12 protein-coding genes, 1 pseudogene and 1 riboswitch are annotated in these 16,481 nt (G+C 73.7%); of the genes and pseudogenes, 10 read left to right on the plus strand and 3 right to left on the minus strand.

What is annotated here, in order from left to right; translation table 11 throughout:
* Positions 1 to 201: 201 nt before the first annotated feature.
* Complete coding sequence (locus AB0O67_RS22825; protein ID WP_365452843.1) at positions 202 to 1,329, minus strand: hypothetical protein; 1,128 nt, start codon at positions 1,327 to 1,329, stop codon at positions 202 to 204.
* 119 nt (positions 1,330 to 1,448) lie between these two features.
* Positions 1,449 to 2,180: a class II aldolase/adducin family protein gene (locus AB0O67_RS22830; RefSeq protein ID WP_365452846.1), complete on the minus strand. Its 732-nt coding sequence runs from the start codon at positions 2,178 to 2,180 to the stop codon at positions 1,449 to 1,451.
* A gap of 259 nt (positions 2,181 to 2,439) precedes the next feature.
* Here AB0O67_RS22830 and AB0O67_RS22835 point away from each other — a divergent pair.
* The 10 genes and pseudogenes from AB0O67_RS22835 to cobI all read left to right on the plus strand — a co-directional run.
* Positions 2,440 to 2,766: pseudogene (locus tag AB0O67_RS22835) on the plus strand (GH25 family lysozyme); the annotation flags it as partial.
* 164 nt (positions 2,767 to 2,930) lie between these two features.
* Positions 2,931 to 4,172, plus strand: coding sequence for an inorganic phosphate transporter (locus AB0O67_RS22840; protein WP_365452849.1), 1,242 nt, complete (start codon positions 2,931 to 2,933; stop codon positions 4,170 to 4,172).
* 31 nt (positions 4,173 to 4,203) lie between these two features.
* Positions 4,204 to 4,425 (plus strand): hypothetical protein, encoded by a 222-nt coding sequence (locus AB0O67_RS22845; RefSeq protein ID WP_365452852.1) that lies wholly within the window; start codon positions 4,204 to 4,206, stop codon positions 4,423 to 4,425.
* 227 nt (positions 4,426 to 4,652) lie between these two features.
* Positions 4,653 to 4,770: riboswitch (cobalamin riboswitch) on the plus strand.
* A gap of 117 nt (positions 4,771 to 4,887) precedes the next feature.
* Positions 4,888 to 5,838 (plus strand): cobalamin biosynthesis protein, encoded by a 951-nt coding sequence (locus tag AB0O67_RS22850; RefSeq protein ID WP_365452855.1) that lies wholly within the window; start codon positions 4,888 to 4,890, stop codon positions 5,836 to 5,838.
* Positions 5,835 to 7,346 carry a cobyric acid synthase gene (locus AB0O67_RS22855; RefSeq protein WP_365452858.1) on the plus strand — a complete coding sequence of 504 codons (1,512 nt, stop codon included), beginning with the start codon at positions 5,835 to 5,837 and terminating at the stop codon, positions 7,344 to 7,346. The genes AB0O67_RS22850 and AB0O67_RS22855 overlap by 4 nt, the downstream gene beginning before the upstream one ends.
* Positions 7,343 to 11,011 carry a cobaltochelatase subunit CobN gene (gene cobN, locus AB0O67_RS22860; protein ID WP_365452861.1) on the plus strand — a complete coding sequence of 1,223 codons (3,669 nt, stop codon included), beginning with the start codon at positions 7,343 to 7,345 and terminating at the stop codon, positions 11,009 to 11,011. Before AB0O67_RS22855 ends, cobN begins: the two co-directional genes overlap by 4 nt.
* Positions 11,008 to 13,044: a putative cobaltochelatase gene (locus tag AB0O67_RS22865; RefSeq protein WP_365452864.1), complete on the plus strand. Its 2,037-nt coding sequence runs from the start codon at positions 11,008 to 11,010 to the stop codon at positions 13,042 to 13,044. Before cobN ends, AB0O67_RS22865 begins: the two co-directional genes overlap by 4 nt.
* Positions 13,044 to 13,652 (plus strand): cob(I)yrinic acid a,c-diamide adenosyltransferase, encoded by a 609-nt coding sequence (gene cobO, locus AB0O67_RS22870; RefSeq protein WP_365452867.1) that lies wholly within the window; start codon positions 13,044 to 13,046, stop codon positions 13,650 to 13,652. The genes AB0O67_RS22865 and cobO overlap by 1 nt, the downstream gene beginning before the upstream one ends.
* Complete coding sequence (locus AB0O67_RS22875; protein ID WP_365452870.1) at positions 13,646 to 15,016, plus strand: cobyrinate a,c-diamide synthase; 1,371 nt, start codon at positions 13,646 to 13,648, stop codon at positions 15,014 to 15,016. The genes cobO and AB0O67_RS22875 overlap by 7 nt, the downstream gene beginning before the upstream one ends.
* Positions 15,013 to 15,744 (plus strand): precorrin-2 C(20)-methyltransferase, encoded by a 732-nt coding sequence (gene cobI / locus AB0O67_RS22880; protein ID WP_365452873.1) that lies wholly within the window; start codon positions 15,013 to 15,015, stop codon positions 15,742 to 15,744. The genes AB0O67_RS22875 and cobI overlap by 4 nt, the downstream gene beginning before the upstream one ends.
* Positions 15,745 to 15,755: 11 nt before the next feature.
* On the opposite strand, the gene AB0O67_RS22885 is transcribed toward cobI, so the two are convergent.
* Positions 15,756 to 16,481 carry a ZIP family metal transporter gene (locus AB0O67_RS22885; protein WP_365452876.1) on the minus strand — a complete coding sequence of 242 codons (726 nt, stop codon included), beginning with the start codon at positions 16,479 to 16,481 and terminating at the stop codon, positions 15,756 to 15,758.

A 16,481-nucleotide genomic window follows, 5' to 3' on the forward strand; every position in this document is an offset into this window, starting at 1 on the left:
GGTGCAGTCTTCCGGTTGACGGTCCGAAAACCCAAACGGAATGTCACGAGGGGCGACGGGAGTGGCCAAGGGACGGTCCCGGGGAGGGGGTGCCGGCCGGAATCCGGACAGTGGTACGGCGTTAAACGGAACCGTGGTCCGGGGCTGCCGGAGCGGGAGGGGGCGGCGGCGTCACGCCCGCGGTGTCAGGACGCGGCGGCGTCACATCATCGGTGTCAGGAAGCGGCGCAGCGCTTCCTCGTAGCCGCTCGGGTCGACGTTCCACATGGCGTTGTGCGGGGCCTGCGGGACGGTGTGGAGGGTGACCAGGTCGGGACGGCGGTCGGCCAGGCGGCGGGAGAAGGCCCAGGGGGCCACCGAGTCGTCCGGGCCGTGGAGGATCAGGGCCGGGACCGTCAGCCGCTCGGGATGGGCGGCCTCGTCGATGCGGTCACCGTACAGACCGGTGCGGCCCTGGGCGGCGCGGACGGCCAGCGGCAGCAGCGGGCTGGGCGTGCGCCGGGCGGCGGCGAGGGCGCGCAGGGTCGCCTCCCAGTTGAGCACCGGGGAGTCCAGGACGAGCCCGCCGACGCGGTCCCGGAGCGAGGAGTGCGCGACGGTGCGCAGGGCCATGGTGGCGCCGGTGGACCAGCCGTACAGCACGACGCGTGCGGCGCCGTGGGCCGTGGCGTGGCGGACCGCGGCGTCCAGGTCGCGCCACTCGGTCTCGCCGAGGTGGTTCAGTCCGTCCGGGGAGCGGGGGGCGCCGGGGTCTCCGCGGTAGGCGAGGTCGAGCACCGGGAAGCGCAGGCCGTGCAGGAACGCCATGACGTTCATGGGGAGTTCCCGGCCGGCGCCCAGGCCGTGCACCGTGATGATCCAGGTGTCCCGGGCGCCGGGCACGAACCAGGCGGGCAGCGGTCCGAGTTCGCCCGGGATCTCGACGTCGGTGTGGTCCAGGCCGAGGGCGGTGCCGGGGTCGCCGATGTGCAGGCTCGAGGTGAGCCGGACCTTGTCGCCGGGGTCCAGGGTGCCGTCCGCGACGCGTTCCAGGCGGCGTACGACGGAATCGGGCGGGTGCGGGGCGGAGTCCAGGACGGGGCCGACCACCGCGTGGCAGCCGTTGCCCGCCAGGCCGTAGCTGCCGGGGCGCAGGGAGGCGAGGGTGCGGGTGAGGGTGACGCGGCCCGCGGCCGTGCCGTGCACGGTGAGCCGGGGTTCGGTGGGCAGGGGCCGGCCGGGCGGCGCCTTCAACGCGGCGTCACTGGCGAACCGGCCGGCGGCCACGGCCGCGGCCCCGGCCACCGTGATGGCGGTGACGGCAGCGGCCGTCGCTTTGACAGTGCGCACCCGTCCAGTGTCCTGTCCCGCCCGTCCGGTGGCCAGCGGAACGGCGGGACGGGGTGATGCGACGTGGCGCACTGAAGGGCGGCGCTCCGGCTGGTACGGGGCGACCGCCCGTATTCCGGTCAGCCGCGCTGTCCGTATCCCCGGAGCCGCTCCCCCGCCTCCTTCAGCTGCTCCCGCGTCAGCAGGGACGGCGTCATGCCCGGCACGGCGGACGCCGTCAGCCACAGGCGGCACATCCACTCCAGCTGGGCCGTGCGGTCGTAGGCCTGGGCGAGAGACGTGCCGTGGGTGACGGTGCCGTGGTTCTGGAGGAGGCAGCCGGAGCGGCCGGACAGCGCGCGGAGCATGTTCTCGGCCAACTCGTCGGTGCCGTACGTCGCGTAGGGGGCGACCCGGACGGGGCCGCCGAGCGCACCGGCCATGTAGTGGATCACCGGGAGTTCGGGGACGAGCGTGGAGACGGCGGTGGCGTGCACGGCGTGGGTGTGGACGACGGCGTGGGCGTCGGTGGTGCGGTAAACGGCGAGGTGCATGGGCAGTTCGCTGGTCGGCACGAGCGTGCCGCGCACCTGGCGCCCGTCGAGGTCGACGGCGGTGACGTCGTCCGGGGTGAGCTGGTCGTAGGGGACGCCCGAAGGGGTGACCAGGACCATGTCCCCCACACGTACCGAGACGTTGCCGGACGTGCCGACGACGAGACCCTCGGACACGGTCCGGCGCGCCGTGGCCACGAGTTCCTCCCAGGCCCGGGCCTCCTCGTCCGGCACAGCGCCTCCCCGCGTCGCGGCCGCGTCCCGCGCGTCGCCGGGGGCGCCCCGCGCATCCCGCTGTTCCCACCGCTGTTCAGCCATGCCGCGATCCTGCCAGGCGGGCCGCCGGCATGTCCCCACCCGCCGTGCGCGGGTGCATTGCACGGGGGCCGGCGCCTCCGGCAGGGCGTGTAGCACCCTTCGGCCCGTTCTGCTCCCGGTCGGCCGGAGAGCGATCAGCGGTCGACGATCTCCCCCTGCGCTTCCGGGGGATTTGTCACAAACGTCACGATTTCTCGCACGTCGCCGCTCCGGGGGGAACATGGCCCGTGACCGCGCACCGTCACGCCGCCGCCCACCGTCACGGGCGGCCCACTTCGTCCGCAACGGCGACGGCTGGCGGGCGGACGGCTGGACGCTGCCGCCCGCGCTCGACATCGAGTACGACCCGTAGGGCAAGGGGAAGAGGTGCCACGGCCTGAGCAGGGCGGCGATGGTCACCTGGGTCGGAGCCTTCAGCGACGAGGTGCGGCGGCTCACCGGCCGGCGTCCGGTGATCTACACCACGACGCACTGGTGGAATCCGTGCACGGGCGGCGGCCGCGCCTTCGGCGGCGGACTGCCGGGTGACGAAAATCTCTTCAACGGGTCCATGGCCCAGCTGAAGCGGTTCGCGAAGGGCCCGTAGCCGTACGGGGCCCGGGGCCGGAGGCACGGCGTGCGGGCCGACGGCTCCCGGGGGTACAACCACCCCCTTCCACGGACACCCACATGCCCCCCTCAGTTCACCTTTCGTTCACTTGGGTTACCTACGTTCGTCCAGCCAATGACCTCGAACGATTGCCTGGGTAAATGGAAGGCATCTCGCTGATCCTCGCGATTGTGGTGGTAACCGCTCTCGCGTTCGATTTCACGAACGGTTTCCACGACACCGCGAACGCGATGGCCACCACCATCTCGACAGGTGCCCTCAGACCCAAGATCGCGGTGGCGATGTCCGCCGCCCTCAATCTGGTCGGCGCCTTCCTCTCCGTCGAGGTCGCCAACACGATCTCCAAGGGCCTGGTCGACGAGAGCGGCATCCGTCCCGAGGTCATCTTCGCCGCACTGGTCGGCGCGATCCTGTGGAACCTGCTGACCTGGCTGGTCGGTCTGCCGTCGTCCTCCTCGCACGCCCTGATGGGCGGGCTGATCGGCGCCACCGTCGCCTCGGCCGGCGTGGGTGCCGTCCACGGCGACGTGCTGGTCACCAAGGTGCTGATCCCGGCGATCGCCGCCCCGCTGGTCGCGGGCGTCGCGGCGATGCTCGCGACCCGGCTGACGTACAGCCTCGGCCGGAAGGCCGACGGCAAGGCCTCCGCGAAGGGTTACCGCGCCGGCCAGATCGCCTCCGCGGGCCTGGTCTCGCTGGCGCACGGCACCAACGACGCGCAGAAGACGATGGGCATCATCACCCTCGCCCTGGTCGCGGGCGGCACCCTCGCCCCCGACTCCGACCCGCCCCTGTGGGTCATCCTCTCCGCGGGCGTCGCCATCGCGCTCGGCACCTACCTCGGCGGCTGGCGCATCATCCGCACCATGGGCAAGGGCCTGACCGACCTTCAGCCGCAGCAGGGCTTCGCCGCGCAGACCAGTGCCGCGACCGTCATCCTCGCCTCCTCCCACCTCGGCTTCTCCCTCTCCACCACGCACTCGGTCTCCGGTGCGGTGATGGGCGCGGGGCTGGGCCGCAAGGGCGGAGTGGTCCGCTGGTCCACCGCCACCCGGATGTTCGTCGCCTGGGGTCTGACCCTGCCGGCCGCCGCGCTGGTCGGCGCGATCGCGGAGTGGGTGACGGGCTTCGGCCCCTGGGGCACCGCCCTGGTCGCCGTCTTCCTGATCGGCTCCAGCGCCGTGATCTGGAAGATCTCGCGCCGGGAGGTCGTGGACCACACGAACGTCAACGACACGGCCGGGGAACCGGCCGGCGTGGTGACGACGGCGATGGCCGCGGTGACGCCGCCGCCGGCCGGCACCCCCGCGGACGACCTCACCGCCCCGTTCCCCAGGCAGTCGTCGGCCTCGGAGCCGACCCCCTCCCAAGCCGGCGTCTGAGCACCCTTTTACCGAAGGAAGCAGCACAAGCATGAAGATCGACTGGGCGGCCCTCGGCTCCGTCTTCGGCGTCAGCCTCGTGGTGACGGTGGCTCTGGTGGGCCTGTTCACCCTCGGTGTCACCGGACTGTCGCGGCGCGAACGGGCGGTGGCGCAGGGGGAGTCGGCGACGTTGGCGGTGACCGGCGCGTATGCCGCGTTCGCGGCGTGCGCGGCGGCCGTGGGATACGGGATCTACCTGATCGTGGCCTGACGGCACTCGCCCGATCGCCGGACGACGGCGTCCAACCGGCCGCGGCCCGACGGCCGTCGGTGATTTCTCGCGCCCTGCGCGGTGCCCTCCACCGGGGGCCCGGGCAGGGCGCTTCGTCGTGTGCCGGCGAGGGCGGGCGCGGCGGGCGTGAGACCGGTGTCCAGTGCCGTGTGGGCCTCAGCACAATTGCCCCGTCGCAGGTCAACGGCAAGTTGACGGCCGTTCCGGCCCCGTGGTGGACTTCCGGGGCCATGTACGGCGGCAGAAGAGGAAGCCCGGTGCGAATCCGGCGCGGTCCCGCCACTGTGACCGGGGAGGAGACTCCCCGGGAGCCAGGAACTCTCACCGCCGGTCTCGTCGAACCAGGGCGTGGACACCCTGAGTGAGGACATATCGCGATGCCCGGCCGCTCATCGAGGTCCCGTACCAGGTCTCTGCCCGCCCGCACGGCCGGCTGAGCCGGTGCGTGCCGATCGCGTCTTCGCGTACGGCGCCGCCGCCGGCCTCCTCGGCGACCTCCTCCTCGGCGATCCCCGCCGCGGGCATCCGGTCGCCGCGTTCGGGCGGGCCGCCGGTGCCGTGGAACGGGTGCTGTGGCGGGACCACCGCGGGTGGGGCGCGCTGCACGCCGCCGTGTGCGCCGGTGGCGCCGTCGCGCTGGGCGCCGCGGCCCACCGGGTCGTACGGTCCTCCCCCACCGCCTCCGTCACGCTGACCGGGGTCGCCACCTGGGCAGTCGTCGGCGGGACCTCGCTCGGGCGGGAGGCCCGGGCCGTCGGGAGCGCCCTGGAGGCGGGGGACGTCGAGGCGGCGCGGGCGCGGCTGCCGCATCTGTGCGGTCGGGACCCGCAGACGCTGGACGCGCCGGGGATCGCGCGGGCGGTGGTGGAGTCCGTCGCGGAAAACACGTCCGACGCCGTGGTGGGTGCGCTGGTGTGGGGGGCGGTGGGCGGGGTGCCGGGGTTGCTCGGGTTCCGCGCCGTGAACACGCTGGACGCGATGGTGGGGCACAAGTCGCCGCGCCACCGCCGCTACGGGTGGGCCTCCGCGCGGCTGGACGATCTCGCCGGATGGCCGGGCGCCCGGCTGACCGCCTCGCTCGCCGTGCTGGCGGGCGGTGACCCGCGAGGTGCCGTACGGGCCTGGCGACGTGACGCGGCGAAGCATCCGAGTCCCAACGCCGGGCCCGTGGAGGCGTCGTTCGCGGGGGCGTTGGGAGTGCGGCTCGGGGGGACGTTGTCGTATGCGGGCCGGGTCGAGCACCGGCCCGTGCTGAACGGTGGGGGGCGTGCGGTGGAAGTCGGCGACATCGAGCGGGCCGTCCGGTTGTCCCGGCGGGTGGGCTGGCTGGCCCTGGGGGCCGGTGCGGCGGGGGCGTGGCTGCGGGGACGACTGTCGAGGAGGCGCGCATGACCGGTCGTGGGCTGCTGGTCGCCGGTACCACCTCCGACGCCGGCAAGAGCGTCGTCACCGCCGGGATCTGCCGGTGGCTGGTGCGTCAGGGCGTCAAGGTGGCGCCCTTCAAGGCGCAGAACATGTCGCTCAATTCGTTCGTCACCCGCGAGGGCGCCGAGATCGGGCGGGCGCAGGCCATGCAGGCGCAGGCGTGCCGGGTGGAGCCGACCGCGCTGATGAATCCCGTGCTGCTCAAGCCGGGCGGGGAGAGCAGCAGCCAGGTCGTGCTGCTCGGCAGACCCGTCGGGGAGATGAGCGCGCGGGGCTACCACGGCGGGCGGCAGCAGGCGTTGCTGGGGACCGTGCTCGACTGTCTCGCCGAGTTGCGGGGCACGTATGACGCGGTGATCTGCGAGGGGGCCGGCAGCCCGGCCGAGATCAATCTGCGGCGGACCGACATCGTGAACATGGGGATCGCCCGGAACGCCCGGCTCCCCGTGCTCGTCGTCGGCGACATCGACCGCGGCGGTGTCTTCGCCTCGTTCTTCGGGACCGTGGCCCTGCTGTCGCCGCAGGACCAGGAGTGCGTCGCCGGGTTCCTCGTCAACAAGTTCCGCGGGGACGTCTCCCTGCTGGAACCGGGCCTGGACATGCTCCACTCGCTCACCGGTCGGCGCACCTACGGCGTGCTGCCGTTCCGGCACGGGCTCGGTATCGACGAGGAGGACGGGCTCCGTGTGTCGCTGCGCGGGTCCGTGCGGGAGTCCGTCGTCGCCCCGCCCGTCGGTGCGGACGTGCTGCGCGTCGCCGTGTGTGCCGTACCGCTGATGTCCAACTTCACGGACGTGGACGCCCTCGCCGCCGAACCCGGCGTCGTGGTGCGGTTCGTGGACCGGCCGGAGGAACTGACCGACGCGGACCTCGTGGTGGTACCGGGGACGCGCGGGACCGTACGGGCGCTGGAGTGGCTGCGCGAGCGGGGGCTCGCGGCGGCCCTCGCCCGCCGGGCCGCCGAGCACCGGCCCGTGCTCGGGATCTGCGGCGGCTTCCAGATCCTCGGCGAGCACATCGAGGACGACGTCGAGAGCCGGCGCGGCCGCGTCGACGGGCTGGGGATCCTGCCCGTACGGGTGCGGTTCGCCCGGGAGAAGACCCTCGCCCGGCCGGTCGGCGTAGCCCTCGGAGAGCATGTCGAGGGCTACGAGATCCATCACGGCGTCGCCGACGTCACGGGCGGCGAGCCCTTCCTGGACGGATGCCGGGTCGGGCAGACCTGGGGCACGCACTGGCACGGCTCGCTGGAGTCGGACGGATTCCGGCGGGCCTTCCTGCGCGAGGTGGCCGCCGCCGCGGGCCGCCGCTTCGTGCCGGCGCCCGGCACCTCCTTCGCCGCGCTGCGCGAGGAGCAGCTCGACCGGCTCGGCGACCTGATCGAACAGCACGCGGACACGGACGCGCTGTGGCGGCTCATCGAGTCCGGCGCGCCGCAAGGACTGCCTTTCCTTCCACCGGGAGCGCCCGCATGAGCACTGTGTTGTTGTTGTCGACCGCCGACACCGATCTGCTGGCGGCCCGTGCCTCCGGCGCCTCCTACCGGATCGGCAACCCGACCCGCGTCGACGCCGGCAGCGAGCTGCCCGCGCTGATCGAGGGCGCGGACCTCGCCGTCGTACGGCTGCTGGGCGGCAAGCGGGCCTGGGAGGACGGGCTGGCCGTCCTGAGGACGTCGGGGATTCCCACCGTGCTGCTCGGCGGCGAGACCGTGCCGGACGCCGAGCTGATGGCCGAGTCGTCCGTGCCCGCCGGTGTCGTGGCGGAGGCGCTGCGCTATCTCGTCGAGGGTGGGCCCGAGAACCTCGCCGAGCTGGCGCGGTTCCTGTCGGACACCGTGCTGCTGACGGGCGAGGGGTTCGTCGAGCCGCGGAAGATGCCGGAGTACGGCGTCCGTGGCTCCCGTGCCCTCGACGAGGGCCGCCCGACCATCGGGGTGCTCTTCTACCGGGCCCACGAGCTCAGCGGCAACACCGCCTTCGTCGACACCCTGTGCGACGCGATCGAGGCGCGCGGCGCCAACGCCCTCCCCGTGTACTGCGGTTCGCTGCGCGGCGCCGACGCCGGGCTGTACGAGATCCTCACGAAGGCCGACGCGCTCGTCGCCACCGTCCTGGCCGCCGGCGGCACCCACGCCTCGCAGGCCTCGGCGGGCGGCGACGAGGAGTCCTGGGACATCGGGGCGCTCGCCGACCTCGACGTCCCCGTGCTGCAGGGGCTGTGCCTGACCTCGTCGCGGAGCGCCTGGGACGAGTCGGACGCCGCCCTGTCCCCCATGGACGCGGCGATGCAGGTCGCCATCCCGGAGTTCGACGGGCGCCTGATCACCGTGCCCTTCTCCTTCAAGGAGCAGGGCCCCGACGACGTCCCGGTGTACGTCGCCGACCCCGAGCGGGCGGCGCGGGTGGCCGGGATCGCCGTACGGCACGCGCGGTTGCGGCACAAGCCGAACCAGGACAAGAGGATCGCGCTGGTCTTCACCGCGTACCCGACCAAGCACTCGCGCGTCGGCAACGCGGTCGGCCTGGACACGCCCGCCTCGGCGGTACGGGTGCTGGACGCGCTCCGCGACGCGGGATACGCGCTCACCGAGTACCCGGCGGGCGGCGACGAGCTGATCCACCGGCTGATCGGGGCCGGTGGGCACGACGTGGAGTGGTTGACCGAGGAGCAGTTGGCCGCCGCCCCGGCGCGGGTGCCGCTCGCGGACTACCGGGAGTGGTTCGGCACACTCGACCCACAGCTCAGGAACGCGATGCTCGAGGCGTGGGGCGAGCCGCCGGGCTCGCTGTACGTCGACGGCGACGAGATCGTGCTCGCCTCCCTGCAGTTCGGGAACGTCGTCGTGATGATCCAGCCGCCGCGCGGCTTCGGCGAGAACCCGATCGCGATCTACCACGACCCGGACATGCCGCCGTCCCACCACTACATGGCGGCCTACCGCTGGCTGGAGACCGCCACATCGGAAGGGGGCTTCGGCGCCGACGCGATCGTCCACATGGGCAAGCACGGCACCATGGAGTGGCTGCCGGGCAAGGGACTCGGGCTGAGCGGCGGGTGCGCCCCGGACGCGGTCCTCGGCGACCTGCCCCTGGTCTACCCCTTCATCGTCAACGACCCCGGCGAGGGCACCCAGGCCAAGCGGCGCGGGCACGCCACCGTCGTCGACCACCTCGTACCGCCGATGGCGCGTGCGGACACGTACGGCGACCTGGCCAAGCTGGAGCAGCTGCTGGACGAGTACGCGCTGGTCTCCGACCTGGACCCGGCGAAGGCGCCCGCGGTGCGCGCGCAGATCTGGACCTTGGTGAAGGCCGCCGAGCTCCATCACGACCTGCATGTCGACGAGCAGCCGGACGACGACACCTTCGACGAGTTCGTGATGCACATCGACGGCTATCTGTGCGAGATCAAGGACGTGCAGATCCGGGACGGTCTGCACGTCCTTGGTGGCGGGCCCGAGGGCGAGCCGCGCGTGAACCTGGTCCTCGCCGTGCTGCGGGCCTCGCAGGTGTGGGGCGGGCAGGCGAACGCGCTGCCGGGGCTGCGGGCCACCCTGGCCGCGCACTTCGGGCTCGGCGAGAAGGAGTTGCTCGCCGAGCCGGGCGCGCCCGTCAAGGTACCGGTCGAGCTGACGGACCTGGTCGAGGGGCCCTCCCGTACCGCCGCGGACGCGATCGACCTGCTGGAGCAGCTGTGCCGGCGGATCGCGGAGGGCATGGAGGCCCGGGGGTGGGCGGCGTCCGAGAGCGCCGCCCACGTGCGGGAGGTGGTCGGCACCGACCTCCCGGACGCCGAGGCCGTGCTCGCCTTCGCCTGCACCGAGGTCGTGCCGCGCCTGGCCCGCACCACCGACGAGATCGGCCACATCCTCAAGGCCCTCGACGGCGGATACGTGCCGGCCGGACCGTCGGGTTCGCCGACCCGCGGCCTGGTCAACGTGCTGCCGACCGGCCGCAACTTCTACTCCGTCGACCCCAAGGCCATCCCGTCGAGGCTCAGTTGGGAGGTCGGCCAGTCACTGGCGGACTCGCTGGTGCAGCGCTACCTCGCCGACAACGGGGAGTACCCGCGGTCCGTGGGCCTCACCGTGTGGGGCACCTCGGCCATGCGCACCCAGGGCGACGACATCGCCGAGATCCTCGCGCTGCTGGGCTGCCGTCCGGTGTGGGACGACGCCTCGCGCCGGGTGAACGGCTTCGAGGTGGTCCCCCTGGCCGAACTGGGCCGGCCGCGCATCGACGTCACGGTGCGTATCTCGGGCTTCTTCCGGGACGCGTTCCCGCACGTCGTCGGGCTGATCGACGACGCGGTGCGGGCGGTGGCCGAGCTGGACGAGCCCGCCGACTCCAACTACGTACGGGCCCACGCCGACGAGGACACCGCCGGGCACGGCGACCGGCGGCGCGCCACGGCGCGCATCTTCGGCTCCAAGCCGGGCGCGTACGGCGCCGGGCTGCTGCCGCTGATCGACGCCCGGAACTGGCGCTCCGACGCCGACCTCGCCGAGGTGTACGCCGTCTGGGGCGGTTACGCCTACGGGCGCGGGCTCGACGGGCGGGCGGCGCGCGGGGACATGGAGACGGCGTTCCGGCGGATCGCGGTCGCCGCGAAGAACGTCGACACCCGCGAGCACGACCTCGTCGACGCCGACGACTACTTCCAGTACCACGGCGGCATGGTCGCCATGGTCCGCCACCTCACGGGCGCCTCCCCCGAGGCGTACGTCGGTGACTCGGCCACCCCCGACCAGGTCAGGACCCGCACCCTCGGTGAGGAGACCCACCGCGTCTTCCGCGCCCGCGTGGTCAACCCGCGCTGGATGGCGGCGATGCGGCGGCACGGCTACAAGGGCGCCTTCGAGATGGCGGCGACCGTCGACTACCTCTTCGGCTACGACGCCACCGCCGGGGTCGTCGACGACTGGATGTACGAGAAGCTGAGCGCGGAGTACGTCTTCGACCCGGAGAACCGGGACTTCATGAAGCAGTCCAACCCGTGGGCGCTGCGCGGCATCACCGAGCGGCTGCTGGAGGCCGCCGACCGGGGGCTGTGGGCGGAGCCGGACGCGCAGACGCTGGAACGGCTGCGCGCCACCTACCTCGAACTCGAAGGCGACCTGGAGGGCGACGACAAGTGAGCACCCCCTTTCCGTTCACGGCCGTCGTCGGCCAGGACGACCTGCGCCTCGCGCTGCTGCTGAACGCCGTGTCGCCGGCGGTCGGCGGCGTACTCGTCCGGGGTGAGAAGGGCACGGCCAAGTCGACGGCGGTGCGGGCGCTCTCGGCGTTGCTGCCGGAGGTCGCCGTGGTGCCCGGCTGCCGCTTCTCCTGCGACCCCGCGGCGCCGGACCCGGCCTGCCCGGACGGACCTCACGAGCCCGGCGCCGGGGCCCACCGGCCGGCCCGCATGGTCGAGCTGCCCGTCGGCGCCTCCGAGGACCGGCTGGTCGGCGCGCTCGACATCGAGCGTGCGCTCGCCGAGGGCGTGAAGGCCTTCGAGCCCGGACTGCTCGCCGCCGCGCACCGCGGGATCCTCTACGTCGACGAGGTCAACCTCCTCCACGACCATCTGGTCGACCTGCTGCTGGACGCGGCCGCGATGGGCGCGTCGTACGTCGAGCGGGAGGGTGTCTCCGTGCGGCACGCCGCACGGTTCCTGCTCGTCGGGACCATGAACCCGGAGGAGGGCGAGCTGCGGCCGCAGCTGCTCGACCGGTTCGGGCTGACCGTCGAGGTCGCGGCCTCGCGGGAGCCCGACCAGCGGGTGGAGGTCGTCAGGCGGCGGCTGGCGTACGACGCCGATCCCGCCGGGTTCGCGGGCCGGTGGGCGGCCGAGGAGACCGCCGTACGGGCGCGGATCGCGGCGGCGCGGGAACTGCTGCCGTCCGTGCGGCTGGGTGACGGGGCGCTGCGGCAGATCGCGGCGACCTGTGCCGCCTTCGAGGTGGACGGCATGCGGGCCGACATCGTGATGGCGCGCACCGCCACCGCGCTGGCCGCGTGGGCGGGGCGGACCGATGTGCTGGCGGAGGACGTGCGGCAGGCCGCGCTGCTCGCGCTGCCGCACCGGCGCCGGCGCAATCCGTTCGACGCGCCGGGCCTCGACGAGGACAAGCTGGACGAGACGCTGGAGGAGTTCGCGGACTCGTCCGGGAACGACGGGAACGACGGGAACGACGGGAACGACGGGGACGAAGACCCCGACCCGGACGGGCCGGGCGGCGGTCCCGAGGGAGGCGGCGGGCAGCCCGGCGCGGGGCCGCAGGGTGAGGACGGCAGGGCGCGGCCCGAGGAGTCGGCCGGGGGTGAGCCCGCCCCCGCCGGGGCCGGCGAGCAGTCCGCCGTACGGGCGGCCGAGCCGTTCCGGACCAAGGTGCTGAGCGTGCCGGGGATCGGCGAGGGTGCGGCCGGGCGGCGTTCGCGGGCGCGGACGGAGCACGGGCGGACCACTGGGGCCCGGCGGCCCCAGGGGGCGCTCACCAAGCTGCACCTGGCGGCTACCGTGCAGGCCGCGGCGCCGCATCAGCGGGCGCGGGGACGGTCCGGCCGGGGTCTGGTCGTGCGCCGGGACGATCTGCGGCAGGCGACACGGGAGGGACGCGAGGGCAATCTCGTGCTGTTCGTGGTCGACGCCTCCGGGTCCATGGCGGCCCGGCAGCGGATGAGCGCCGTGAAGGGGGCCGTGCTGTCGCTGCTGCTGGACGCGTACCAGCGGCGCGACAAGGTGGGCCTGGTGACCTTCCGGGGTGCCGGCGCCGACGTCGCGCTGCCGCCGACCTCGTCGGTGGAGGCGGCGGCGGTCCGGCTGGAGTCGCTGCCGACGGGGGGCCGTACCCCGCTCGCGGCCGGTCTCCTGAAGGCGCACGAGGTGCTGCGCGTGGAGCGGCTGCGCGATCCGGCGCGGCGGGCGCTGCTCGTGGTGGTGACCGACGGGCGGGCCACCGGTGGGCCGGAGCCCGTGGCGAACGCCGGGCGGGCGGCCCGGCTGTTCGGCGCCGACGGGGTCGCCTCGGTGGTCGTGGACTGCGAGTCGGGGCCGGTGCGGCTGGGGCTCGCGGGGCAGCTCGCGGGTGAGATGGGCGGCACGGCGGTGACGCTGGACGAGTTGCGGGCCGACTCGATCGCCGGGCTGGTCAGGGATGTGCAGGGCAGCGACAGGAGGGCCGCGTAATGCCGAAGGGACAGCCGGAAGTCGTACCGGACGACGGACTGACCACGCGTCAGCGACGGAACCGGCCGCTGGTCGTGGTGCACACGGGCATCGGGAAGGGCAAGTCCACCGCCGCCTTCGGGCTGGCGCTGCGGGCCTGGAACCAGGGCTGGCCGATCGGGGTGTTCCAGTTCGTCAAGTCGGCGAAGTGGAAGGTCGGCGAGGAGAACGCGCTGCGGGTGCTGGGCGCCAGCGGTGAGGGCGGGTCCGTCGACTGGCACAAGATGGGCGAGGGGTGGTCCTGGGTCCAGCGGGACCTCCAGGGTGAGAACTCGACCAACGAGGAGAAGGCCCGCGAGGGCTGGGAGCAGGTCAAGCGGGACCTCGCCGCCGAGACGTACCGGCTGTACGTGCTGGACGAGTTCGCCTATCCGATGCACTGGGGGTGGGTCGACGTCGACGAGGTCGTGTCCGTGCTGCGGGACCGGCCGGGAACCCAGCACGTGGTGATCACCGGGCGGAACGCGCCGGAGAAGCTCGTCGACCTCGCCGATCTCGTGACCGACATGTCCAAGGTCAAGCATCCGATGGACGCCGGGCAGAAGGGGCAGAGGGGCATCGAGTGGTGACGTCCGTGCCCCGGCTGGTCGTCGCCGCGCCCTCCTCGGGGAGCGGCAAGACCACCGTCGCCACGGGGCTGATGGCCGCGTTCGCCGCGCGGGGGCTCTCCGTGTCCCCGCACAAGGTGGGGCCGGACTACATCGACCCCGGGTACCACGCGCTCGCGACCGGGCGGGTGGGGCGGAACCTCGACGCGTACCTGTGCGGGCCGGAGCTGGTGGGTCCGCTGTTCCTGCACGGGGCGCGCGGCTGCGACATCGCCGTGGTCGAGGGGGTCATGGGGCTGTACGACGGTGCCGCCGGGGAGGGTGAACTGGCGTCCACCGCGCACGTCGCCAAACTGCTGCGGGCGCCGGTCGTGCTCGTGGTCGACGCGTCGTCGCAGTCGCGGTCGGTGGCGGCACTGGTGCACGGTTTCGCGTCCTGGGACCCGGAGGTGCGGGTCGGGGGCGTGATCCTGAACAAGGTCGCGTCGGACCGGCACGAGGAGTTGCTGCGGGAGGCTCTGGACTCCGCCGGAGTGCCGGTGCTCGGTGTCCTGCGACGGGTGCCACAGGTCGACACGCCGTCGCGGCATCTGGGGCTGGTGCCGGTCGCCGAGCGGCGGGCTTCGGCGGTCGAGGCGGTGGCTGCCATGGCCGCGCAGGTGGAGGCCGGGTGCGATCTGGAGGGGCTGCTGGGGCTGGCGAGGGGCGCGGCGGCGTTGCCGTGTGCGGCTTGGGATCCGGCTGAGGCCCTGGGGGCTTCGCGGCGAGAACGTTCCGGCCCGCGAGTGAAGGTGGCCGTCGCCGGGGGACCGGCCTTCACCTTCTCCTACGCCGAGCACGCCGAGTTGCTCGCCGCCGCCGGGGCCGAGGTCGTGGTGTTCGATCCGTTGCGGGACGAGCGGTTGCCCGACGGGACGCGCGGGCTGGTCCTCGGGGGCGGGTTTCCCGAGGTGTACGCCGGGGAGCTGTCGGCCAACGAGCCGCTGCGCAAGGCCGTCGCGGCGCTCGCGGAGCGGGGCGCGCCCGTCGCCGCCGAGTGTGCCGGGCTGCTGTATCTGTGCCGGGAGCTGGACGGGCAGCCGATGTGCGGGGTGCTGGACGCCCACGCGCGGATGTCGCAGCGGCTGACCCTCGGGTACCGGGACGCCGTCGCCGTGAGCGACGGTGTGCTCGCGCGGGCGGGGACGCGGATGCGGGGGCACGAGTTCCACCGCACGGTCGTCGAGCCGGCGGCCGGGTCGGCGCCCGCCTGGGGGGTGCGTGCCCCCGGGCCGCGCGTCGAGGGTTTTGTGGAGCGCGGTGTGCACGCGAGCTATCTGCACACGCACTGGGCGTCCACGCCCGGTGTCGCCCGTCGGTTCGTGGAGAGGTGCCGGACGTCATGAGCAGCAGGCTGGTCGGAGTGGGGGTCGGGCCGGGCGATCCGGAGCTGGTGACCGTGAAGGGCGTGAACGCCCTGCGCGCCGCCGAGGTCATCGTCGTACCGGTGATGGACGGCGGTGAGCGGGGGCGTGCCGAGGCGACCGTGCTGCACTACGTGCCCGAGGAGAAGGTCGTCCGGGTCGTGTTCGCGCTGAACGAGCGGACCGACCGGGCCCGGCGTGAGGCGGCGTGGGACGCGGCGGGTGAGCGGGTCGCCGCGCTGCTGCGGCAGCACGCCCACGTCGCGTTCGCCACGATCGGGGACCCGAACGTGTACTCCACGTTCACCTATCTCGCCCAGACCGTCACCGCGTCGGTCCCGGGCACCGTCATCGAGACCGTGCCCGGCATCACCGCCATGCAGGACCTCGCCGCGCGGTCCGGTGCGGTGCTGACGGAGGGGACCGAGCCGCTCACGCTGGTACCTGTGACCGCCGGTGCCGCCGTGCTGAAGGACGCGTTGAACGGTCCCGGGACCGTCGTCGCCTACAAGTTCGGGCGGCAGGCGGCCGAGGTCGCCGAGGCGCTCCGGGAGAGCGGCCGGTTGGAGGGCGCCGTCTGGGGGTCCGCGCTCGGGCTGCCGGAGGAGTCCGTCCGGCCCGCCGCCGAGCTCGACGGGGCGCCGCTGCCCTATCTCTCCACGCTCATCGCGCCCGCGCGGCGCGAAGGCGGACGGGGCGGCAAGCTGTGACGCTCCCCCGCTCATTCGGCGATGCCCACCACCATCCAGATGAACGCCGCTCCCCCGAGCGTGCACAGCAGGGTCGGGCCTGCGGCGTGCTTGTGATGGGCCTCGGGGAGGATCTCGGCGGCGGCCAGATAGAGCAGTGCCCCGCCGAACAGGCCGAGATAGCCGCCGAGCACGGGCTGCGGGATGGTCACCAGCAGTGTGCTCGCCGCGCCCACGACGGGCGCCACGGCGTCCGCGAACAGCATCGCGATCGCCCGGCGGCGGGCGTTGCCGTACACGGTGGTGAGGGTGAAGGTGTTGAAGCCGTCCGCGAAGTCGTGGGCGATCACCGCGAGGGCGACCGCCAGGCCCATGCCCTCGCCGATCTGGAAGGCGGCGCCGATCGCCACGCCGTCCATGGCGCTGTGCGCGACCATCGCGCCGGCGGCCGTCAGGCCCACCTCCGGGGTGCGATCGTGCTCGTCGGCGCCGTGCGCCGCGCGGCGCGCCGCCAGCAGGCGTTCCACCCCGTGGGCCAGCAGGAAGCCGGCCACGAACAGGAGCAGGGCGGCCGGCACGCCGTGCACCTCGGTGTCCGCCGCCGCGAGTGCCTCCGGCAGCAGGTCCATGCCGACCACGCCCAGCATCAGGCCGCCCGCCAGGCCCAGCACGAGGTGACGGCGGTCCGTGACGCGCTGCGCCGTCCAGCCACCCGCCAGCGTCATCAGGAACGCGCCCAGCGCGACGAACACCGCCAT

The organism is Streptomyces sp. NPDC086077, from assembly GCF_040686175.1.
GTDB lineage: Bacteria > Actinomycetota > Actinomycetes > Streptomycetales > Streptomycetaceae > Streptomyces.